Genomic DNA, 21673 nt, shown 5'->3' with positions numbered 1-21673 from the left:
CGGCTAACTACTTACCGGCGACCAGCGTCAGCGGCTTCGCGGGCGGCGAGAGCGGAACGCCGTACTTCTGCAGCAGGAAGGAGGCGATGTCGTGGAACAGCGGCGCCGCGGACTGGCCGCCGGTTCCGTCGGAGCTCCGGGCCGGCGCGTCCATCATCAGGCCGATGACGAAGCGCGGGTCGTTCGTGGGCGCGACGCCCGCGAAGGTGATGTTGTACAGCGAGTTGGAGTACGCCTTGGTCACCGGGTCCACCTGCTGCGCGGTGCCGGTCTTGCCGCTGATCTGGTAGCCCTCGACCGAGCCGGGTGCGCCCGTGCCCTGCTGGTAGCCCATCGGGTCGCTCTGCAGCGCCGCTCGGAACATGTCGAGCACTGTGCGGGCTGTCTCGGAGCTCATCACGCGGACCGGCTCGGCGCCGGTCGACGGGTTGGCGGCACCGTCGACCTCCTTGATGATGCGCGGTGGGATCCGGACCCCGTCGTTCGCGAGGGCCTGGTACATGCCGGCCATCTGCAGCACCGTCATCGACAGGCCCTGACCGATCGGCAGGTTCGCGAACGTGCCGCCCGACCACTGGTTGCGGGGAGGCACCGAGCCCCCGGACTCGCCCGGCAGGCCCACGCCGGTCGCACGGCCGAGGCCGAAGCGGTCGACGTAGTCGGCGAAGGCGTCCTCGCCGACACGCTGCGAGAGCATCAGCGTGCCCACGTTGGACGACTTACCGAAGACGCCGGTGGTCGTGTAAGGCTCGACGCCGTGCGCCCAGGCGTCCTTCACCGTGACGCCGGACATGCGGATCTGGCCGGGCACCTGTAGCACCTCGTCGGGCTTGGTCTTGCCGCCGTCGATCGCGGCGACGGCGGTGATCAGCTTGTTCACCGATCCCGGCTCGAAGGGCGTGGTCACGGCGAGGTTGCCGGTGCGCGCAGCGTCGGGCTGGTTGTTCATGCCGAGCGACGGGTTGAACGTGTTGTCGACGCCCATCGCCAGCACCTGGCCGGTCTTGGAGTCGAGGACGACCGCCTGCACGCTCTTGGCGCCGGACTTGGCCTTGGCCTGGGCGACCGCCTGCTGGACGAAGAACTGCACGTCGTTGTCGAGCGTGAGCACGACGCGGGCGCCGTTGGCCGCGGGGTGGATGTCGCGGGTGCTCCCGGGGATGACGGCACCGTCGGAGCCGCGATCGTAGGTGCGCGAGCCGTCCGTGCCGGCCAGGATCGAGTCCAGCGACGACTCGAGGCCGATGAGCCCCTGCCCCTCGAAGCCGGTGGTGCCCACGACGTTCGCGGCCAGCGAGCCGCCCGGGTAGTTGCGGATCGACTGCCGCTCGGCGCCGACCTCGGAGTACTCGTCCGTGATCGCCGAGGCCTTGGCCGGGTCGACGCCGCGGGCGAGGTAGACGAAGGTCTCGTTGCTCCGCATCTGCTCGAGCAGCTTCTGCTCGTTCACGGAGTCGCCGAGGACGGAGACGATCTTCTTGGCGATCTGCTGCAGGCGGTCGTCGACGCCGACGGGCGTGACGTCCTTCGCGGCGTCGCCGCCCTCCTTGACCAGCTCGACGTCCTTGTCGTACTTCTCCTGGATCTGCTTGCGCACGGCGACGGGCTGCAGGGTGAGGGACTTGGCCTCCATGGTGAAGGCGATCGGTTGCCCCGCCCGGTCGGTGATCGAACCGCGGACGGCCGGCAGCGTCTCCTTGACCTGGCGCTGGCTCTCGGCCTTGGCGGACAGGGCCGGAGCCTGCACGAACTGGACGACGCCGAGCCACACCGCGATGACGGCGAAGACCGCGACGATGACCCAGCCACCGACGTTGACCCGGCCGGTGAAGGCGGTGGACACCTCGGGAACGCGGCCGCCCTTGACGCGGGCACGGGCCGACTGATGGGCCGCCTTCGGGGCGGCCGCCCCGCGCGGCGCCCCGGACCGGGTGGTGGGCCGCGTCTTGGTCGGAGGGCGCTGCGCGCGGGTCACCGGGCCGTCCCCTGGGCCGGAGCCTGCGGCGCCGGGCTGGGGGCGGAGGGCTGGGGCTGGGGCTGGGGCTGGGGCTGCGCGGGGGTCTGCGCGGCCGCCGACGGTGCGGGCGCCGGCGCGTTCACGACGGTCGGGCTGCCGGGGTTCATGGTGACCAATTGTTCCCCGCCGGCCGGCGCGGGCCCGGAATTCCCGGCGACCGGCGTGCCGGATCCGTTGGACGTGGCGCCGCTCGGGTCGCCGGTGCGCGGCGCGGGCGGGTTGAGCGGGGGCTTGGGGGCGCCGGTGGCGGGCGCGGGCTTGCCGACCACGACGACCTTGCCGCCCTCCTTGCCCGCCAGGACAGGGACGGTGCCCGCGGGGACCATCCCGAGCGCGGTGGCGCGCTCGGCGAGGCCGGGTGCGCTCTCCCCCGACTTCACGTCGCGCTCCAGCGCCGTCTTCTTCTCGGCGAGGGCAGTGTTCGCGGCCTCACGGCGGGTCAGCTCGTAGGAGTTCTCGGCGCTGCCCGTCGAGAGCCACAGGGTCATGCCCAACCCGGCGCAGACCAGCGCGATGAGCGCGAGCACGAAGGGCACGCGACGCACCAACCCGGCCGGCCGGGGCAGGCGGGCGAGCAGGCCGGGTGCCGCGGCGCCGTCGCGGTGCCGGCGCAGGGCGCGCTCGGCGGGCGTCTCCCGCAGGGTGCCGCCCGCGTCGAGGACGGCCCGCTGCTGTTCGAGGCGCTTCTGCCGGCGGTCCAGCGCGCGTTGCGCCGAGGTCGACCGGGGCCGGGAGGTGTCTCGGTCGTCGCGGCGCGCAGGCGCCCGCCGGGCCCGGGTGTCCGGCGTCGACGGTGCCTGTGTCGCGTTCGGTGCGGTCATCGCGCGCTCCTCGTGCTGCGGGTCCGGTCGGTGGGGGTGTCGAGGCGGCGGGCCGCGCGCATGCGCACGGGTGCCGCCCGCTGGTTCTCGGCGATCTCGTCGTCGGTGGCGCGTTCGGCGCCGCGGGTGAGCAGTTCGAACGTCGCGCCGGTGCCGGGCAGGTCGACGGGCAGTCCGGCGGGGGTGGTCGACCGGGTTCGCTCGGCGAGCGCCGTTTTGACGATGCGGTCCTCGAGCGACTGGTAGCTGAGGAAGACGATGCGTCCTCCGGGAGCGAGCGCGTCGAGGCCCTGCGGGACCGCCGCCTCCAGCGACGCGAGCTCGGCGTTGACCTCGATGCGCAGCGCCTGGAAGGTGCGCTTGGCGGGGTGCCCTCCCGTGCGGCGCGCGGGCGCGGGGATCGTGGCGTAGAGCAGCTCCACGAGGCGGCCGCTGGTGGTGAAGGGCTCCTTCTCGCGCTCCTTGAGCACGGCGGAGGCGATCTTGCCGGCGAAGCGCTCGTCGCCGTAGCGCTGCAGGATCCGCGCGAGATCGCCGTGCGAATAGGTGTTGAGCACGTCGGCCGCGGTGAGCGGGTCCTCTGCGTTCATCCGCATGTCGAGCGGCGCGTCGACCGAGTAGGCGAAGCCGCGCTCGACCCGATCGAGCTGCATGGACGAGACGCCCAGGTCGAAGAGGATGGCGTCGGCGCCGGGGCCGCCCGACGCGAGCGAGAGACCCAGCTCGTCGAGGGCGTCGGCGATGCCGTCGTAGCGGGTGTGGACGGGGAGGAAGCGGTCGCCGAACCGGGCCAGGCGCTCGGCGGCGATGGCGTGGGCGTCGCGGTCGCGGTCGAGGCCGACGACGCGCGCCCGCGGGAAGGATTCGAGGATGAGCTCGGAGTGACCGCCGGCGCCGAGGGTCGCGTCGACGTACACCGCGCCGTCGTGCTGCAGGGCCGGGGCGAGGAGCTCACGCACGCGGGTCGCGAGGACCGGCACGTGACCGAAGAACTCGTCGGGCATGGCTCCTCCAGGGCACACGATGACGTTCGATGGTTGCTGGCGGATGGAGCGGGGTCCCCGCCCGAGCCGCACCTGGCGTTGGGGAAGTACGTCAGGGTCGGTTCGGGCGCAGGCCTCGGTCCACCTCGACCGGGCCGCGCGCGAGCGCGGTTGTCAGAAGATCGCCTTGAGCGATTCGGACTGCGGCTGTGCGTAGTCGTCTTCGTGCTGTGCCTGGTAGGCGTCCCACGCCTCCGCGTCCCAGATCTCCAGGAATCTCCGCGATCCGACGACGACGCATTCCTTGGTCAGGCCTGCGTAGCGACGGTGATCGGCCGAGAGCGAGATCCGACCCTGCGAGTCGGGACGCTGATCGTCCGAGCTGGCGAAGAAGTTGCGGTAGAAGGCGCGTCCCGCGGGGTCGGTCCATTCGATGGCGTCCGCCTTCTCGGCGATCCGCTCGAACTCCGCCTTCGGGTACACCGTGAGGCTTCGATCCTGTCCTTTCGTGATCGTCAGCCCACCCGCCAGTTCCTCGCGGTACTTCGCGGGGAGGGTGAGCCGTCCCTTGTCGTCGAGCTTCGGCGTGTAGGTACCCGTGAACATCACGGTCACCTCCCGCCTACCCCGAGGGGTTGTCACTGGATCGAGACTTCAGACTAGCTCGTCTTTCACCAGTGCGCCCCACATTACCCCACCATCCACCACTTTCAACCACATCGCACCGCGTTTCGCGACGAATTCTCAGGATCAATGCAGGTCAGTGTCGTGGCGCGATGTGGGGGACGCGGCGCGCCCCGGCGTGGCGAACTTCGTCACACCTGCGGGGTCGTGCGCGATCTGCGCGACGAATGAGGCTCCTGGGGCACGACGGATTACGTGGGGGCGGGCCGTGGGGAGAAGTGGGGAACAGCGGTGGGGAGAAGTGGGGAACGCCGCGTCCGCGCGCAACGGCGATCCCCGCGGCTACGGGAACCTTTCGGCGCTACGCGAACCTTCCGGCGCTACGGAGATCCACGAAGCGCCCGGACATTCCCGTAGCGCGCGAAGATCTCTGTAGCGCCGGAGACGGTGACCGATTTCGCTCACGTCGCAACGAAAAAGCCGCCGACCATCAAGTCGGCGGCTTTCTCAGTATGCGGAACTCAGGGGAAGCGGCGGCGGAAGCGCTCCTCCATGCGGGAGACGAAGGACTGCCCGGAGGCTCGGGCGCCTCGCGCACTGCGGCCGCGCCCGGATCGGGAGCGCACGGAGCCGTCGTTCTCGACGGTGCCGCGGGGGCCCTTGGCGGCGGGTCCGGACCACAGCGCGTAGATCACGGAACCGAACATCAGCAGGAAGCCGATGAGGCCGACGATCACGGTGTATTCGACGCTACCCAGCAGCATGCCCCCGATGAGCAGCATCAATCCGACCGCGAAGCCGATCGCGGCGTAGATGCGACGCCTACCCGACGCGCCGGCGAACCGACCGCCGCGTACGTTCGACGCGAACTTCGGGTCCTCGGCGTAGAGCGCGCTCTCGATCTGGTCGAGCATGCGCTGCTCGTGCTCGGAGAGTGGCACGTTCCCCTCCTTCAGCACTCATTGGGGTCCAACTCCTCCCATCATGATACGAGGCTTGCGACCGGACGACCACCATCCGTCAAAGAATCAGCGTTCGCTGTGAGAAATCATGCAACCCGGCACAGCTCCGCTTCGACAGAATTCAGGAAAGTTTGCACGCGGGCGTGCAGGACCGCGACCTCCTCGGCACTCACCGTGCGGGCGGTGGTCTCGAGGGCGGCGACCACGCCCGACACCGACGTGAAGTAGGCGACCCACTCCGCATAGCCCGGTGCCGCCTTGGCCAGCCGCAGCCAGGCGTTGCGCGTGGGGCGCCGGACGCCCGTCTCCCGCTCGGCCAGCAGGGCGGCCGCGCCGCGCAGCGCGGCGTGGTAGATCTCGCGGTACTGATCGGCTGGCGCCGGCGAGCCGCCGGCCCGGGCGAGGAACTGGTCCGCGCGATCGAGGATGCGCGCCGCCCCCGACTCCCCCACATGGCGGCGAGAACCGACGAGATCGATCCGCGTCTTCGATTCGACCATGACCTTCCTCCTGCTCCGAACTGTTCGAACTGCGTTCCGAACTGCACCGAAGTGCTCCGTGGGCTGTCACACCCTGGTACCGCGAGTTGTACCGGACGAGACCGACACGTCACGCTTCCCTCGTTCCGCGCCGGCCCCGCCCAGCGGACCCGGGATCGACACCCCGCCCCGGCGCCAGAACATGCGCGCCAATCCGGTGGCCCCGATCGAACAATTATTCGATCACCTCTAATATAGCGTGAGTGTGCGTGACGTCAAGGGGGAGGAAACCGTGACCGCAGTGCCGGCGCAGCAACCACGGATCCACGCCCTATCGCCGCAGGACGCCACCCTGTGGCTGCCCGCCGCGCTGCAGATCTACGTGGCCGCGATGGACTACCCCGCCGGCACGGAGTCGCACCGTCTGCCCATGTGGCGCGAGCACCTCAACCGCCCCGGGTACGCCGCCTTCGGCGCCGTGCAGGCGCTCCGCACCGAGGACGGCCGCGTGGTCGACCACCTTGTCGGCATCGCCTACGGCTACAGCGGCGCCGGGGACCAGTGGTGGAACCGCCAGCTCCGGGTGGGCCTGGGCCGGCGCGGGCTGCCACAGGAGCAGATCGACGCGGTGGCGGCCGACTACTTCGAGCTCACCGAGCTGCACGTGCACCCCGCGGCGCAGGGCCACGGCGTGGGCACCGCGCTGCTCGGGGCCCTCCTCACCGGCCGGCCCGAGCCTCGGGTGCTGCTCTCCACCCCGGAGGTGGCCGCCGAACAGAACCGCGCGTGGCGGCTGTACCGCCGCGCCGGCTTCTACGACGTGCTCCGCGACTTCCGCTTCTCCGGCGACCCGCGACCGTTCGCCGTCCTGGGCCGCGACCTGCCCTTCCCGCCGCCGCCGGCGGCCCGGTGAGCGCACGCGAGGTCGACGTCGCCGTCGTCGGTTCCGGACACAACGCGCTCGTCGGCGCCGCCTACCTCGCGGCGCAGGGCCGCTCCGTGGCGGTCTTCGAGGCCGACACCGTGCCGGGCGGGGCGGTCAGCACCGTCGAACGGTTCCCGGGCTACCGCGTGGATCGCGGCTCGTCGGCGCACCTGATGATCCGGCACACCGGCATCGTGGAGGAGCTCGAGCTGGCGGCGCACGGGCTGCGCTACCTGGAGTGCGACCCGTGGGCCTTCGCGCCCACCCCGCCGGGCGGCACGACGCCGCCGATCGTCTTCCACACGGACCTCGACGCCACCGCCGCGTCGATCGCCGCGGCCTGCGGCGCGCGGGAGGCCGCGGCCTATCGCCGGTTCGTCACGGAGTGGACGCCCCGGGCGAAGGCGACCATGGCCGCCTTCGGCTCCTCCCCCACGGCCCCGCGGCTCGGCCGCGCCTTCTGGCCCACGAAGGGCCGCGACAGCCTGACCCGGATGTCACGCACCTACCTCGCCTCCGGCGATCAGCTCCTCGACGAGTACTTCGACGACGAGCGCCTCAAGGCGGCCCTCGCCTGGTTCGGCGCGCAGTCCGGCCCCGCCATGAGCGAGCCCGGCACGGCACCGATGGTCGGCTTCGCGGCCCTCATGCACACGCTCCCTCCGGGGCGCGCGGTCGGCGGCAGCGGCGCCCTCACGGCCGCACTCCTCTCCCGCCTCACGTCCGACGGGGGCACCGTCGCCCTCGGGACGCCCGTCACGGCGCTGCGCCGGTCCGGCCGGGCGTGGGAGGTCACCGTCACCGGGCCCGACGGTGCGCGGACCGTCCGGGCCCGCACCGTGCTCGCGGGCTGCCACGTGCTCACCACCCTGGACCTCCTCGCCCGCGGCGGCTACGACGCCGCGCGGATCGCCGGCTGGCGCCGGGGCATCCAGGTGGGCCCGGGCGTGGGGATGGTGCTGCGCCTCGGCACCACCGCACCGCCCGCGTTCGCCGGGGTGCCGCTCGCCGAGCAGTCGGGGCTCGGCCTGCTCGCGGCGGACCGCGGCCACCTGGCGCGCGCCCGCGGGGACATGCTGGCCGGGGACGCCCCTCGTCGGCCCGCGGTGCTGGCGATGACCTATTCCGGCCTCGACCCGTCGATCGCGCCGCCGGACCGGCACAACACCACCCTCTGGGCGCAGTGGTACCCCTACGCCGTGAACGGGCCGGGCGACTGGGCCGCCCTGGCGGAGGCGGAGGCCGACCGGATCGTCACGGAGACGCAGCGCTGGGCGCCCGGCTTCGCGGAGTCGATCGAGCACCGCTTCGTGCAGACGCCCGCGAGCCTGGAATCCGAGCTGGGGCTCCTCGGCGGGAACGTCATGCACGTGGAGATGGCACTGCACAACATGCTGCTGTTCCGGCCGGTCCCCGAGCTGGCGGGCGGGCGGGTGCCGGGCGCGCCGGGCCTCGCGCTGGCGGGCGCGTCGATGCACCCCGGGGGCGGCGTGAACGGATCGAGCGGGCGGATCGCGGCGCGGCTGCTCGCCCGCGACCTCGGACACCTGGCACGATGGCGATCGTGATTCTCCGAAGGATGCTCGTGGCGATGGCGGTCCTACTCCTGGTCGCCGCCCCCGCGGCGTGCTCGAGTTCCGGCCCGGGCGACCGGATGTCGGGCAAGATCGTCGCCGCTCAGGTCCCGACGACGAACCCACAGGGCCCGCAGATCGCGGCACCGGGCGAGTTGAAGGGTCTCGCGGAGGTCCAGCCGTACGACTCGAACGGCAAGGTCGGCACGCAGATGATCTTCCAGACCATCACCTTCGGCCAGTTCAACCAAGTCGGCGACGTGGTCTCGCAGGCGTTCGACACCTCGGCGGCGTCGATCAAGATGCGGGTGCAGCGCACCGGCGGCACCGTCATCCTCTCCGGCACGGCCGACCTGTCGTCGCTGGCCCCGAACTCGGGCCTCATCGTCGTCTCGCTGCAGTTCCCCGGCCCGGTCACGGCCACCAACGGCCAGCAGGAGGCCGACGACCTGGTGACCTGGACGCTCAACGCCGGCACCTCCGCGGCGCTGACCGCCGAGGCCGCGTACGCCGATCCCTCGATCGCCTCCTTCACGAAGTGGGCGTGGATCACCGCGCTGACGACCTTCCTCGCAGCCGCGATCGTCGCCGTCACCGCCTACCTGCGCCGCGACCGCAGCCCGAAGCCGGGCCAGGAGACCGCCGAGCCCGAATCGCTCATCGAGCTGCCGCAGTGGCTCCGGGAGAAGCTGAACCGCTAGACGCCGACCGGCAGCATCCCCAGGTTCTCGAGCACCTCGGAGGTGGCCTTGGCGAAGTTCAGCGTGCAGAAGTGCAGCGCCGGGGCGCCCTCGGCGATGAGTCGCTCCCCCATCCGGGTGGCGATGTCGATGCCGACGGCGCGCACGGCGGCGCGGTTCTCCTCGGGGCCGTCACCCGCGGCGGCGCGCAGCTCGGCGCGCATCGCCTCGGGGATCTTCGCGTTCGACAGCTCCGCCATGCGGACCACCGACTTCAGCGAGGTGATCGGCATGATCCCCGGGATCAGCGGCTTCGCGCCCTGCTCGGGATCGGCGGCGGCAACGGCGTCGCGCAGCCGCAGGTAGTCGTCGACGTCGAAGAACATCTGGGTGATCGAGTAGTCGGCGCCGGCCCGGAGCTTGTTCGCGAAGTACCGCACATCGGTGTCCAGGTCGGGCGAGCGGTGGTGCCCCTCCGGGAACGCGGCGACGCCCACGTGGAAGTCGCCCAGCTCGCGGACCAGCTCGACGACCTCGCTCGCGTACTTGAGTCCTGCGGGGTGCCGCACCCACTTGCCCAACGGGTCGCCCGGCGGGTCGCCGCGCAGCACCAGGACGTTGCGCACGTCCTGGTCGGCGTACGAGCCCATGAGCGCTCGGAGCTCCGAGATGCTGTGGTTCACCGCGGTCAGGTGCGCCACGGGCAGGAGCGTCGTGGTCTCCGCGATCTCGCCGGTCACGCGGACGGTACGGTCCCGCGTCGAGCCACCCGCGCCGTAGGTCATGGAGACGAAGGCGGGGTCCATCCGCTCGAAGGTGCGGACGGCGCGCCACAGCCGGGCCTCGCCCTCCTCGTCGCGCGGGGGCATGAACTCGACCGAGAACGGCATGCGGCCCTCTGCCCGCACGGCGTCGAGGCGGTCGAGTACGGTCCGGCTTTGTTCGCTCACACCTATGAGAATAGATTCCTGGTATGACGCTGCCCGTCGCCCCGCCCCGGACCTCCCTGACGGACATCGCGGCGGCCGTGCAGCCCGCGCTCGTCTCCTTCCTCGACGAGCGCCGTGACCTGGTCGAACCTGTCGGCCCGGTGTTCACGGAGGCCACCGCGGGGCTGGAGCGCTTCGTTTTGCGCGGCGGGAAGCGTATTCGCCCCGCCTTCGCCTGGGCGGGCTGGTTGGCGGGCGGCGGCGAGGCCGACGGGGACGTCGCCCGAGCGGCGTTGCGGGCCTGTTCCTCGCTCGAGTTCGTGCAGGCGTGCGCCCTCATCCACGACGACATCATCGACGCCTCGCAGACCCGGCGGGGCTTCCCCACAACGCACCGCGAGTTCGCGCAGGTGCACGCCGAGCGCGGCTGGTCGGGGTCGTCGGAGAAGTTCGGGGAGGCCACGGCCATCTTGCTGGGTGACCTGGCCCTGGCCTGGGCCGACGACATGTTCCTCGGCGCCGGCCTGGCGCCGGAGCGGTACCTGCGGGCCGCGCGCGCGTGGGCGGCGATGCGCACCGAGGTGCTCGGCGGCCAGCTGCTGGACATCGTGAGTGAGGCCTCCCGCGACGAGTCGGAGGAGGCCGCGGAGCGCGTGGTCCGGTTCAAGACCGCCGGCTACACCGTGGAGCGACCGCTGCACGTGGGCGCGGCGCTGGCGGGCGCGTCCGACGAGGCGATCGCGGCGCTGCGGGCGATCGGCGTGGACGTGGGCGTCGCCTTCCAGCTGCGCGACGACCTACTGGGTGCGTTCGGCGATCCGGCAGTCACCGGCAAGCCCTCGGGCGATGACCTGCGGTCCGGCAAGCACACGCCGATGCTCGCGCACGCCCTCGCGACCGGCGGCGATGCCGCGGCCGAGCTGCGCGGACTCATCGGCACCGACCTCGACGACGCGGGTGTCGAGCGCGCCCGCGCGGCCTTGCGGGAGACGGGGGCACCGTCGGCCATGCAGGCCCGCGTCGAGGAGCTCACCGCCCGGGCAACGTCCGCGATCGACGCGGCCCCCATCGCCGACGGCGCGCGGCCCGTCCTCGCCGGACTCGCCGCGGTCCTGGTGGACCGCGCCGCCTGACCGCGCACGCCACGGACGCGGAGAGAGCACCGAGTTAGGTAAACCTAGCCACCTTTGGGTATGGTTCCGTTTACCTAAGCCTCTTTACTGTTGGCTTACGGTGCCCGTCGTGCAGCACCTGCGAGAAGGAGTCACCCCGCTATGTTCACCCGCTTCCGCAAGGCCGCGCCCGTCGCGGCCGCGCTGATGGCGACCGGCCTCGTCTTCGCCGGTTGCTCCACCACCAGCGCCGCCGAGGAGGAGCCCGCCAGCAGCGAGAAGATCACCGTCAGCACGAACAAGGGCGAGGTGCAGGTCCCCAAGAACCCGAAGCGGGTCGTCGTTCTCGACAACACCAGCGCCGAGACGGTCAAGGCGATGGGCGTCACCCCCGTCGCGATCCCCAAAGGCCTGTTCGCCAAGAGCGTGCTGGGCGACTGGATCTCCAACGCCGACGTCAAGGACACGGGCACCCACGCCGAGCCGAAGCTCGACGTGATCGAGGACGTCAAGCCCGACCTGATCATCGGCGGCTACCGGTTCGCCAAGGCCGAGGGCGACATCAAGAAGATCGCCGAGACGACCGGCGCCGCCTTCATCGACATCGCGGCCGAGGACGGCGCGCCCAAGGGCCGCGTCGAGACGATGCGCGATTCGACCATCACCCTGGGCAAGATCTTCGGCAAGGACGAGCAGGCGAAGCAGATCGTCGCCGACTTCGACAAGAGCCTCGACGCGGCCAAGGCGCAGGCCACCGGCCAGTCCGTCTTCCTCTCGATCGTCAACGGCGGCAAGATCGACAACGGCGCCAAGCGCATGCAGCCGTTCGTCGCCCCGCTGAACGTCAAGGACGTCTTCGGCGGCCAGGGCGGCGACCACCACACCAACTCGGGCCTGACGCCGGAGGCCATCGCGCAGGCGAACCCGCAGTGGGTCATCGTCATGGACCGCGACGCCGCCGTCCCGCCGACCGACGGCAGCACGCCGCAGACGGCCGCCGCGACCTTCAAGGCGCAGCAGGCCTTCGCGAATCTGGAGTTCCAGCAGAAGGACCGGATCTTCTACCTGGACAACGACTTCTACATCCGCGAGGGCATCCAGGACTACGGCGAGAACTACGCCAAGCTCGCCGAGGCCTTCGCCGCGAAGAAGTGACGACGACCGACACCGTCGCACCACCCCAGGCGGGTCCCCGGGCGGGGGCCCGCCTGGGGCGCGTCGCGCTCCCGCTGCTCGCGCTCGCGTGCGTGGCGCTGTTGCTCGCCTCGCTGATGACCGGCGAGTATCACATCACCCTCGCCGGACTCCTGGCCGGCGACGAGGAGATGTGGCGGATGTTCCTGGTCTCCCGCGTTCCCCGCACCGCAGCGCTGGTCTTCGCAGGCCTCGCGATGAGCTTCTCCGGCGTCATCATGCAGCGGCTCACCCAGAACCGATTCGTCGAGCCGACCACCGCCGGCACGGCCGAGTGGGCGGGCCTGGGCGTGCTGCTGTGCATGCTCTACCTCCCCGGCGCCTCGCCGATGGTGCGCATGGCCGCCGCGACCGCGACGGCCTTCCTGGGCACCCTGATCTTCCTGGGCTTCCTCTCCCGGATCCGCGCCCGCCGCTCCGCGATCGTGCCGCTCGTCGGCCTCATGCTCGGCGCCGTCGTCAGCGCCGTCACCACCTATCTGGCGATCGGCGCCAACCTGCTGCAGGCCGTGGTGAGCTGGCGTTCCGGTGGTTTCGCGCACATCGTCCGCGGCTTCTACGAGCCGCTGTGGGCGGTCGCGATCATCGCGGTGGCGACCTTCCTGCTGGCGAACTACTTCACCATCGCCGGGCTGGGCAAGGACGTCGCCACCTCCCTCGGCCTGCGCTACGGCCTCACGATGGGGATCGGCGTCACCCTGGTCGCGCTGGCCTCCGGCGTCACCAGCGTGGTCGTCGGGTTCATCCCGTTCCTCGGCCTCGTGGTGCCGAACATCATCAGCGCGCTGCGCGGCGACGACGTGCGCAGCGGGCTGCCGTGGGTGGCCGTGCTCGCGACGGTCCTCATCGTGGGCTGCGACCTCATCGGGCGGGTCGTGGTGCGGCCCATGGAGATCCCCGTATCCGTGATCATGGGCGTGATCGGCGCCGCGACCTTCCTGGCGATCGTGCTGTCGAGGAGGAACCGTGTCGCTCTCTGACGCCACCTCGGCGCCGGCCATGGCGGGCGGGACGAGCCGCGTGGGCTGGCGGGCCCGCATGGCCATCGCCGCAACCCTGGCCGTGGGATGCCTCGCCGTGTACCTGCTGATGCGCACCGGCGCGGACGACGTGCTGCGCTGGGACTTCCAGTTCGGCCCGTCGTTCGAGCGGCGACTGCGCACCGCCACCGCGATCCTCATCGCCGCCTTCTGCGGGGCCGTGGCGACGGTGCTCTTCCACACGGTGACGCACAACCGGATCCTGACGCCGCAGATCATCGGCCTGGACTCGCTGTACGTGCTGATCCAGACGGTGGGCGTGTACCTCGTGGGCGGCCGGTTCGTCGACAACGGGGACTCGGTGCCGCAGTTCGTCGCCCAGACCGCGGCCATGGTGCTGTTCGCCGCGGTGCTCTACGGCTGGCTGTTCTCGGGCCGCTTCGCGAGCCTGTTCCTGCTGCTGCTCGCCGGCGTCGTCCTGGGGCTGGCCTTCCGCGCACTCGCCGAGTTCCTCCAGCGCCTGCTCTCCCCCACCGAGTTCGACGCGCTATCGATCAAGCTGTACGGCCGACTCACCGCGGTGAACGCCGACCTGCTGCCGATCGCCGCGGTCACCTGCATCGTGGTGGGCGTCATCGTGTGGCGGCGGCGCCGCGTGCTCGACGTGCTGCTCCTGGGCCGCGATCCCGCGATGGGCCTCGGCGTGAACCACCAGCGCGAGCTCACGCTGGCGCTGGTCCTCATCGCCGTCCTCGTCTCGATCAGCACGGCGCTCGTGGGACCGATGATGTTCTTCGGCTTCATCATCGCCACGCTCGCCTACCAGCTGGCGGGCGACTGGCGGCACCGCGCGACGATCCCGATGGCCTTCCTGATCGGCGTCATCATGCTCGCCGCCGGGCAGTTCATCCTGCACAACCTCTTCTACGCCAACGGGATGCTCACCGTGATCATCGAGTTCGTCGGCGGAATCCTGTTCCTCGCCATGCTGTTCCGCCGAAGGGGGACCATGTGAAAGACACCGCGACCCGGACCGCGGCGATCCCCGCGATCGCGTTCACGGACCTCACCAAGAAATACGCCGAGACCGTCGTGCTGGGCCCGGTCTCCGGGCAGTTCACCCGCGGTGGCGTCACGGCGCTCGTCGGGCCGAACGGCGCCGGCAAGTCGACCCTGCTCACCATCCTCGGCCGGCTGCTGACCCCGGACTCCGGCACCGCGCTGCTCGAGGGCGTGGAGATCCGCTCCATGAAGCCGACGGAGGTGGCGCGCAAGCTCGCCATCCTCCGGCAGGAGAACGGCGTCAACGCCCGCCTGACGGTGCGCGACCTCGTCGCCTTCGGCCGGTTCCCGCACACCAAGGGCAGGATGACGGCCGACGACGTCCGGCACGTGGACGAGGCCCTGGGCTTTCTGGGCCTGACGGAGCTCGCCGACCGATTCCTCGACGAGCTCTCCGGCGGGCAGCGCCAGCGCGCCTACGTGGCGATGACGCTGGCCCAGGACACCGACGTGATCCTGCTGGACGAGCCGCTCAACAATCTCGACATGCGACACCAGGTGGGCATGATGCGGCGGCTGCGCCGTGCGGCGGACGAGCTGGGCAAGACCATCATCCTGGTGGTCCACGACCTCAACTTCGCTGCCGCCTACTCGGACCGCATCGTCGCGCTGAAGAACGGCACGATCGCGGCGTCGGGCGCACCGTCGGAGATCATGACCGCCGCGCGGCTCACCGAGATCTTCGAGACCCCCGTCGCCGTGCACGTCCTCGAGGGCGGCCCGGTGGCCGTGTACGCGGGGCTGGCCTGACGGTGCCCGACGCCTAGACTGGCGGGGATGTCCGGATCAGTTCAGTCCGCGCTGCGCGGCTACAGCACGTTCCTGCGGTCCGCACCGCAGGCCACAGAGGGCCGCGCGGCACTTCTGGGACTTCTCGGCGCCGTCCTGACGACCCTGGGCAGCTTCGGCGCGGGCGCGATCCGCGTGCACGACACCACCTTGCAGGCGGCGCACCTATCGTGGCTGCGTTTCGGTCACGGACTGGTGCTCAGTTCGATCCTGTTCTGGACGGGCATCGCGCTGCTCGTGATCGCCTGGATCCGGCTGGGCCGCGCCGCGCTCGCCGGCCGGCTGGAGGTCTCGCAGGTCGCCGGCACCGTCGCCCTGTGGATCGCGCCGCTGCTGGTGGCCGCGCCCCTGTACTCGCGCGACGCCTACTCCTACCTCGCGCAGGGCGCGCTGCTGCGCGACGGCTTCGACCCGTACGTCGACGGCCCCGTCGTGAACCCCAACGGCCTACTCGACAACGTGAGCGGCATCTGGACCACGACGACCGCACCCTACGGTCCCCTGTTCATCCTCATCGCGAAGTGGATCACCCAACTGTGCGGGGACAACGTCGTCGCCGGCGTCATCGCGTTGCGCCTGGTCATGCTTCCGGGCATCGCACTGTCGGTGTGGGGCGTGACGAAGCTGGCCCGGCACTTCGGCGCGAAGCCGGCGGTCTCGCTCTGGTTCGCCGTGCTGAACCCGCTGGTGATCGTGCACCTCGTGGGCGGCGTGCACAACGAGGCGCTCATGGTGGGGCTCATGGTGGCGGGCATCGCGCTGGTGCTCGACCGGCGGCACCTGTTCGGGGTGGCGGTGATCGTGACCGCGGTCGCCATCAAGGGCACGGCCGCGATCGCACTGCCCTTCGTGGTGTGGATCTGGTTCCATCACCGGCGCGAGGCGGACCCGCAGGAGTCGGCGGCGAAGGCCTTCGGCACCGTGCTGGCGGCGTCCGTCGGCGTCTTCGTCGCGCTGTTCGCGACGTTCACCGTCGTCGCGGGCGTCGGACTCGGCTGGATGACGGCGCTCGCCGGCTCGATCAAGATCATCAACTACATCACCCTGCCCACCGCGATCGCGCAGATCACGGCCTTCGTAGCCGCCCCGTTCACGGACCTGCACCTGGCGCCGATCCTGGAGGTGACCCGAGCGGTGGGCATCGTCGCGCTCGCCGTCACCCTGGTGGTCCTGTGGTGGCGATTCCGGCAGAACGAGCGGCGCAACGTCATGGGCATCCTGCTGGGCCTGCTGGCGGTGTGCGTGCTCTCCCCCGCTTCACTGCCCTGGTACTACACCTGGCCGCTCGCGGTCGCGGGCGCGTTCACATGGTCGCGACGCACGCTGGCGATCATCGCGGCGCTGTCCGTATGGCTCATGGTGGTCTTCATGCCGACCGGCTCGATCGGCCTGTACTCGCTGTGGAACGTCGCCCTCGCCGTCGCGCTCGGCGCGCTGGCCGGCTGGTCGCTGCTGCGCCCGGACCCGCTGAAGGTGCGGCCGAGGCTCGGCCTGGCACCCGCGGTGTAGGCCAGCGCTCGAGGTCCCGCGGGATCGTCGACGATCGTCGACCACCTGTCATGACCCCGGAGCCATGCGAGATCCGCATACCCTGCGAGGAGAGACACTTCGATCTCCGCTCCCCGGAGCGAGCGCCTCTCGCCCCGGCGCCGCGCGTGCCGGTGCCGCGCGTTAGAACGCCATCGACTGCGCGCGACGGATCATCTCGCGCGCGGAGTCGGTGTGCAGCAGCTCTGCGGGGCACTCCCCCAGGTCCTCCTGCTGCTCGAACAGCCAGCGCAGGATCTCGCCCTCGCCGAAGCCGCCGTCGCGGAGCACGCTGAGCAGGCCGGTGAAGTGTTTCGCGATGGAGAAGCGTCCGTCCACCTCGCCGAAGAACAGCCGCGGGACGTGGAACTCGCCGCCGCGGCGGACGGCGATCAGCTGGCCGTCGCGCAGCATCTGCAACACCTTCGACTGCGACACCCCGAGCCCCTTCGCCACCGTGGAGACGCTGTAGGTGGCGGTGCCCTCGGGCAGCAGGTCGTCGCTGAGATACGGGATGGAGCTCACCATCACACTGTACCCAGCACGCGGATTCGGCCCTTCCGCCCCCGGGGTCGCTAGGCTGAACTGTCGACACCCGCAGACATCGAGAGGACCCGGAGAAGGTGAACATCCCGCGCGACCGGCTGATCGGCGCCCGCATCGAGGGCCGCTACCGCATCGATGCGGTGATCGCGCGCGGCGGCATGTCCACCGTGTACATGGGCCTCGACCTGCGACTCGACCGTCCCATCGCGATCAAGGTGATGGATCCCAAGTACGCGGCCGACGCCCAGTTCGTCGCCCGCTTCGAGTTCGAGGCGCGTGCTGTCGCCAAGCTCAAGGACCCCGGCCTCGTCGCCGTGTACGACCAGGGCGTCGACGGCGACCTGGCCTTCCTCGTGATGGAGCTGGTCACGGGCGGCACGCTGCGCGAACTCCTCGGCGAGCGCGGGCCGATGCCGCCGCACGCGGTGGCCGCCGTCATGGGCCCCGTGCTCACCGCGCTGGGCACCGCGCACCGCGCCGGCCTGGTGCACCGCGACGTGAAGCCGGAGAACGTCCTCATCTCCGACGGTGGCGAGGTCAAGGTCGCTGATTTCGGGCTCGTGCGCGCCATCGCGGCCGCGTCCGTGACCAGTTCGTCGGTGATCCTCGGCACCGCCGCCTACCTCTCCCCCGAGCAGGTCGAGTCCGGCAATGCCGACGCCCGTTCCGACGTCTACTCCAGCGGCATCCTCGTCTACGAGCTGCTCACCGGCCAGGTGCCCTTCACCGGCGACACCGCGATCTCGCTGGCCTACCAGCGCCTGCACAACGACGTCCCGCGGCCCGGCGCGGCCATCGCCGGGGTGCCGCCGGAGTTCGACGAGTTCGTCGCCCGCGCGACCGACCGCGATCCGTCGCGCCGCTACACCGACGGCTTCGCGATGGCCGAGGCGCTCTCCGCGATCACCGACGAGCTGGACCTCCCGCCGTTCACGGTGCCGGCGCCCCAGTCCAGCGCCGAGCAGCGCGCCGCCGCAGCGATGTACGCGCAGCGCGGCGAGCCGCTGATCCCCGCCGCGGCCGAGCCCACGGGGGCACTGCTGCCCGGGGTCCCGCCGGTGGCGCCGGCGCCCACACTCGCGCAGCCGGCCGGGCCGCCCACCCCGGTCCAGCACACCCGGGCCGAGACCATGCACGAGCCGCTGCCTCCAGAGACCGCGGCGCAGCCGTGGACGCCGCCCCGGAAGAATCGTGCGAAGACGTGGATCATCGTGGCACTCATCGCCGTGGTCTCGCTGCTGCTCGCCTTCGGCGGCTGGTGGCTGGCGTCCGGGCAGTACACGACCGTGCCCAACGTCACCGGGCTGAACCGCGCCGCGGCGGAGCAGCGGATCAAGGACGCCGGTCTCGACGTCGAGCTGGCCGGCACCTACAGCAACGACATCACCGAGGACACGATCACCCGCGTCGACCCGTCCGCGGGCAGCCGGATCAGCCGCTTCGACACCGTCACCCTCGAGTACTCCCGTGGCCGGCCCACCGTCCCCCAGTTCCGGCCCGGCGACAGCCCCGAGAACGTGGAGAAGCAGTTGCGCGACAGCGGCCTCGTGCCCCAGCGCGGGCCCGCCCAGTTCAGCCGCGACATCGCGCAGGGCGGCGTCGTCGGCCTGTCGCCCACGCCGGGGACGCGCGTCGCCGTCGGTGCGACGGTGACCGTGGTCGCCTCCGCCGGCAACGAGCCCGTCAGCATCCCCGATGTGCGCGGCCGGACCCCCGAGGAGGCCACCGCGCTGCTGCGCAGCGCGGGCCTCACGGTGAAGGAGACCACGCAGCAGTTCGACGCCGGGACCGAGGCCGGGAAGGTCTTCGGCACCAGCCCGTCCGGTCAGGTGAACAAGGGTGGCAGCGTCACGCTGCTCGTCTCGAACGCCCTGACGGTGCCCGACGTGACCGGGAAGACCGCCGCCGAGGCCCAGCAGCTGCTGCAGCGTGCGGGCCTGGTCGCCGAGCTCACGGGCGAGACGGGCTCGGGCTCCGTGGTCACCGCGACGAGCCCGTCCGCGGGTGGCCGCGTCGACCCGGCGAACAAGCGGGTCACCGTCACGATGTCCGCGCGGGTCACGGTCCCGTCGGTGACCGGCATGAACGTCGCGCAGGCCCGCTCCGTCCTGCGCGACGCCGGCCTGCAGGTCAAGGTCAATGGCATCTTCGCCTCGGACAATTCGCAGGTCCTCTGGCAGGACCCGGGCGGCGGCTCGCGCGTGCAGGGCGGCTCGACGGTGACCGTCACGGCCCTGCCGTGACGGCGGGTGGTCCCTCGATGAGCAGCCCCGCGCCGTTCGAACCCGGCTTCGTGCTCGACCCCACGACGCTGGCGCAGGCGCGCCGCACGCGCGACGAACTGACCCGCTTCCTGATGGAGTACCAGTTCGCCGTCAAGGAAGTGCTCACCAAGGTGACGATCCTGCGGGAGGAGTTCCTGCAGCTGCACCGGTACAACCCGATCGAGCACGTGACATCGCGGATCAAGAAGCCCGAAAGCATCGTCCGGAAGGTCGCCCGCCGCGGCATCGCGCCGGAGCTGCCGCTGATCCGCGAGGCGATCACCGACATCGCGGGCATCCGGATCACGTGCAGTTTCATCGCCGACACCTATCGGATACTGGAGACCATCACGGCGCAGGACGACGTGCGCGTCGTCGTGGTCAAGGACTACATCGCGGAGCCGAAGCCCAACGGCTACAAGAGCCTCCACGCGATCGTCGAGATCCCCGTCTTCCTCTCCACCGGTCCCGTGCACGTGCCGGTGGAGCTGCAGATCCGGACCATCGCCATGGACTTCTGGGCCAGCCTGGAGCACAAGATCTTCTACAAGTACGACGGTGCCGTCCCCGCTCAGCTACGGGACGAGCTCTCCGCGGCCGCAGCGGTCGCCGAGCAGTTGGACCGGCGGATGGAGCAGCTGCACACCCAGGTCCACGGGGAGCACGACGCGGAGGCCGCCCGCGACCGCGACGCCGTGGAGACCGAGCTCGCCGGCGACGAGCTCCTCGCCAGGCTGCTCAAGCTGACCCGGCGTGCGCCCTGATCCCGGTCAGCCGCGGAGCATCTCCGCGACCAGGAAGGCCAGCTCCAGGCTCTGCTGGGTGTTCAGGCGGGGGTCGCAGGCGGTCTCGTAGCGGCCGGCCAGGTCGGCGTCGGAGATGTCCTGCGCGCCGCCGAGGCACTCGGTGACGTTCTCGCCCGTGAGCTCGACGTGCACGCCGCCCGGGTGCGAACCGATGGCGCGGTGCACCTCGAAGAAGCCCTGCACCTCGTCGACGATGCGGTCGAAGTGGCGGGTCTTGTACCCCGTCGAGGACTCGTGGGTGTTGCCGTGCATCGGGTCGCACTGCCAGATCACCTTGTGGCCCGTCGCCTCGACGGCCTCGACGATCGGCGGCAGCGCGGTGCGCACGTTGCCGTTGCCCATGCGCGAGATCAGGGTGAGGCGGCCCGGCTTGTTGTGCGGGTCCAGCTTCTTCACGTACTCGACCGCCAGCTCGGGCGTGGTGGTCGGGCCGATCTTGACGCCGATCGGGTTGTGGATCAGCTCCATCAGGGCGATGTGGGCACCGTCGAGCTGGCGGGTGCGCTCCCCGACCCAGAGGAAGTGCGCCGAGAGGTTGTAGAGCACCTGCTGGGCCTCGGGGTCGTCCGGGTCGTCGGCCAGGCGGAGCAGGCCGCGCTCGTAGTCGAGAACCAGCGCCTCGTGGCTGGAGAAGATCGTGGCGGACTTGAGGTTCCGGTCCTCCACTCCGCAGGCGGCCATGAACCGCAGGCCGCCGTCGATCTCGGCGGCGAGGGCCTCGTAGCGGGCGCCGGCGGGCGAGTTCGCGACGAACTCGCGGTTCCACTCGTGCACTTTGTGCAGGTCGGCCATGCCGGAGCCGGTGACCGCGCGCACCAGATTCATGGCGGCGCTCGCATTGGCGTAGGCGCGGATCAGGCGCGACGGATCGTGCTTGCGGACGGCCTCCTCGGGCGGGAAGCCGTTGACCATGTCGCCGCGGTAGCTGGTCAGCCCCAGGGCGTCGGTGTCCGAGGAGCGGGGCTTGGCGTACTGGCCGGCGATGCGCGCGACCTTGACCACCGGCATCGACGCGCCGTACGTCAGCGCCACCGCCATCTGCAGCAGGGTGCGGATGTTCGCGGCGATGTGCGGCTCGGTGTTGTCGACGAAGGTCTCGGCGCAATCGCCGCCCTGCAGCAGGAAGGCGCGGCCCAGCGCGACCTCGGCCAGCTGGTCCTGCAGCGTCTGGATCTCCGGCGGCACCGTGATCGGCGGCACCGACTCCAGCACCGTGCGCATCGCGTCCGCCTGCTCCCGCGGCCAGCTCGGCTGCTGCAGGGCCGGCTTCGCCAGAGCGTCGTCGAGGCGCTCACGCAGGTCACCCGGGAGGGCCGGGAGCTTGGGGAGGGTGTCGATGGGGACGTCGACGGTCCAGTTCACTGCCACGGAGGCAAGGTTACGCCGACGGGCCGCGGCC

At 71.2% G+C, this 21673-nt stretch carries 20 protein-coding genes; 11 read left to right on the top strand and 9 right to left on the bottom strand.

Features of this window, described 5'->3' with window-relative positions:
- Window positions 1-7: 7 nt before the first annotated feature.
- The 6 genes from FK529_RS10970 to FK529_RS10945 all read right to left on the bottom strand — a co-directional run bounded on the left by FK529_RS10970 (window position 8) and on the right by FK529_RS10945 (window position 5907).
- On the bottom strand, window positions 8-1843 hold the full coding sequence (locus FK529_RS10970; RefSeq protein ID WP_146561090.1) for a peptidoglycan D,D-transpeptidase FtsI family protein: 1836 nt from the start codon (window positions 1841-1843) through the stop codon (window positions 8-10).
- A gap of 128 nt (window positions 1844-1971) precedes the next feature.
- A complete protein-coding gene (ftsL, locus tag FK529_RS10965) occupies window positions 1972-2838 on the bottom strand; it encodes a cell division protein FtsL (protein WP_146560996.1) in 867 nt (288 codons plus the stop codon).
- Window positions 2835-3842 carry a 16S rRNA (cytosine(1402)-N(4))-methyltransferase RsmH gene (gene rsmH, locus FK529_RS10960; RefSeq protein ID WP_146560995.1) on the bottom strand — a complete coding sequence of 336 codons (1008 nt, stop codon included), beginning with the start codon at window positions 3840-3842 and terminating at the stop codon, window positions 2835-2837. The genes ftsL and rsmH overlap by 4 nt, the downstream gene beginning before the upstream one ends.
- Window positions 3843-3995: 153 nt before the next feature.
- A complete protein-coding gene (gene mraZ / locus FK529_RS10955) occupies window positions 3996-4427 on the bottom strand; it encodes a division/cell wall cluster transcriptional repressor MraZ (RefSeq protein WP_126197196.1) in 432 nt (143 codons plus the stop codon).
- A 539-nt stretch (window positions 4428-4966) separates the two neighbouring features.
- Complete coding sequence (locus FK529_RS10950; RefSeq protein ID WP_146560994.1) at window positions 4967-5386, bottom strand: SCO2097 family morphological protein; 420 nt, start codon at window positions 5384-5386, stop codon at window positions 4967-4969.
- A gap of 107 nt (window positions 5387-5493) precedes the next feature.
- Window positions 5494-5907, bottom strand: coding sequence for an SAV_6107 family HEPN domain-containing protein (locus FK529_RS10945; RefSeq protein ID WP_146560993.1), 414 nt, complete (start codon window positions 5905-5907; stop codon window positions 5494-5496).
- Between the two features lie 271 nt (window positions 5908-6178).
- On the opposite strand from FK529_RS10945, the gene FK529_RS10940 reads away from it, so the two are divergent.
- Genes FK529_RS10940 through FK529_RS10930 form a run of 3 tightly spaced genes read left to right on the top strand, consistent with a single transcriptional unit; the run spans window position 6179 to window position 9086 of the window.
- Window positions 6179-6799, top strand: a complete 621-nt coding sequence (locus FK529_RS10940; RefSeq protein WP_231703031.1) for a GNAT family N-acetyltransferase — start codon at window positions 6179-6181, stop codon at window positions 6797-6799.
- Window positions 6796-8379 (top strand): phytoene desaturase family protein, encoded by a 1584-nt coding sequence (locus FK529_RS10935; RefSeq protein ID WP_146560992.1) that lies wholly within the window; start codon window positions 6796-6798, stop codon window positions 8377-8379. The genes FK529_RS10940 and FK529_RS10935 overlap by 4 nt, the downstream gene beginning before the upstream one ends.
- Complete coding sequence (locus tag FK529_RS10930; RefSeq protein WP_146560991.1) at window positions 8376-9086, top strand: LppM family (lipo)protein; 711 nt, start codon at window positions 8376-8378, stop codon at window positions 9084-9086. Before FK529_RS10935 ends, FK529_RS10930 begins: the two co-directional genes overlap by 4 nt.
- On the opposite strand, the gene metF is transcribed toward FK529_RS10930, so the two are convergent.
- Complete coding sequence (gene metF / locus FK529_RS10925; RefSeq protein WP_146560990.1) at window positions 9083-10015, bottom strand: methylenetetrahydrofolate reductase [NAD(P)H]; 933 nt, start codon at window positions 10013-10015, stop codon at window positions 9083-9085. The two genes, FK529_RS10930 and metF, sit on opposite strands and share 4 nt — an antisense overlap.
- 23 nt (window positions 10016-10038) lie before the next feature.
- Between metF and FK529_RS10920 the strand changes: the two genes are divergently transcribed.
- The 6 genes from FK529_RS10920 (at window position 10039) to FK529_RS10895 (ending at window position 16640) form a co-directional block, all read left to right on the top strand.
- Entirely contained in the window at window positions 10039-11127 is a 1089-nt protein-coding gene (locus FK529_RS10920) for a polyprenyl synthetase family protein (RefSeq protein ID WP_146560989.1), read from the top strand.
- Window positions 11128-11268: 141 nt separating this feature from the next.
- Complete coding sequence (locus FK529_RS10915; protein WP_146560988.1) at window positions 11269-12261, top strand: ABC transporter substrate-binding protein; 993 nt, start codon at window positions 11269-11271, stop codon at window positions 12259-12261.
- Window positions 12262-12314: 53 nt separating this feature from the next.
- A complete protein-coding gene (locus FK529_RS10910) occupies window positions 12315-13280 on the top strand; it encodes an ABC transporter permease (protein ID WP_146561085.1) in 966 nt (321 codons plus the stop codon).
- Window positions 13267-14295, top strand: coding sequence for an iron chelate uptake ABC transporter family permease subunit (locus FK529_RS10905; protein WP_193559686.1), 1029 nt, complete (start codon window positions 13267-13269; stop codon window positions 14293-14295). The genes FK529_RS10910 and FK529_RS10905 overlap by 14 nt, the downstream gene beginning before the upstream one ends.
- Window positions 14292-15092 (top strand): iron ABC transporter ATP-binding protein, encoded by an 801-nt coding sequence (locus FK529_RS10900; RefSeq protein ID WP_231703030.1) that lies wholly within the window; start codon window positions 14292-14294, stop codon window positions 15090-15092. Before FK529_RS10905 ends, FK529_RS10900 begins: the two co-directional genes overlap by 4 nt.
- Before the next feature lie 27 nt (window positions 15093-15119).
- Window positions 15120-16640: an alpha-(1->6)-mannopyranosyltransferase A gene (locus FK529_RS10895; protein ID WP_146560987.1), complete on the top strand. Its 1521-nt coding sequence runs from the start codon at window positions 15120-15122 to the stop codon at window positions 16638-16640.
- Window positions 16641-16802: 162 nt separating this feature from the next.
- Here FK529_RS10895 and FK529_RS10890 read toward each other — a convergent pair whose 3' ends face one another.
- Entirely contained in the window at window positions 16803-17183 is a 381-nt protein-coding gene (locus FK529_RS10890) for an Rv2175c family DNA-binding protein (RefSeq protein WP_146560986.1), read from the bottom strand.
- Window positions 17184-17281: 98 nt separating this feature from the next.
- Here FK529_RS10890 and pknB point away from each other — a divergent pair, with 98 nt between their 5' ends.
- Entirely contained in the window at window positions 17282-19447 is a 2166-nt protein-coding gene (gene pknB, locus FK529_RS10885) for a Stk1 family PASTA domain-containing Ser/Thr kinase (RefSeq protein WP_146560985.1), read from the top strand.
- A gap of 17 nt (window positions 19448-19464) precedes the next feature.
- Entirely contained in the window at window positions 19465-20232 is a 768-nt protein-coding gene (locus tag FK529_RS10880; protein WP_146560984.1) for a GTP pyrophosphokinase, read from the top strand.
- A 6-nt stretch (window positions 20233-20238) separates the two neighbouring features.
- Here the strand turns inward: FK529_RS10880 and FK529_RS10875 are convergent, their stop codons facing one another.
- A complete protein-coding gene (locus FK529_RS10875) occupies window positions 20239-21636 on the bottom strand; it encodes a class II 3-deoxy-7-phosphoheptulonate synthase (protein WP_146561081.1) in 1398 nt (465 codons plus the stop codon).
- Window positions 21637-21673 lie beyond the last annotated feature (37 nt).

This window comes from Tsukamurella asaccharolytica (assembly GCF_007858435.1).
In the GTDB taxonomy this organism is placed as follows: Bacteria; Actinomycetota; Actinomycetes; order Mycobacteriales; family Mycobacteriaceae; genus Tsukamurella; species Tsukamurella asaccharolytica.
This window is presented reverse-complemented; position numbering and strand designations above follow the sequence as displayed.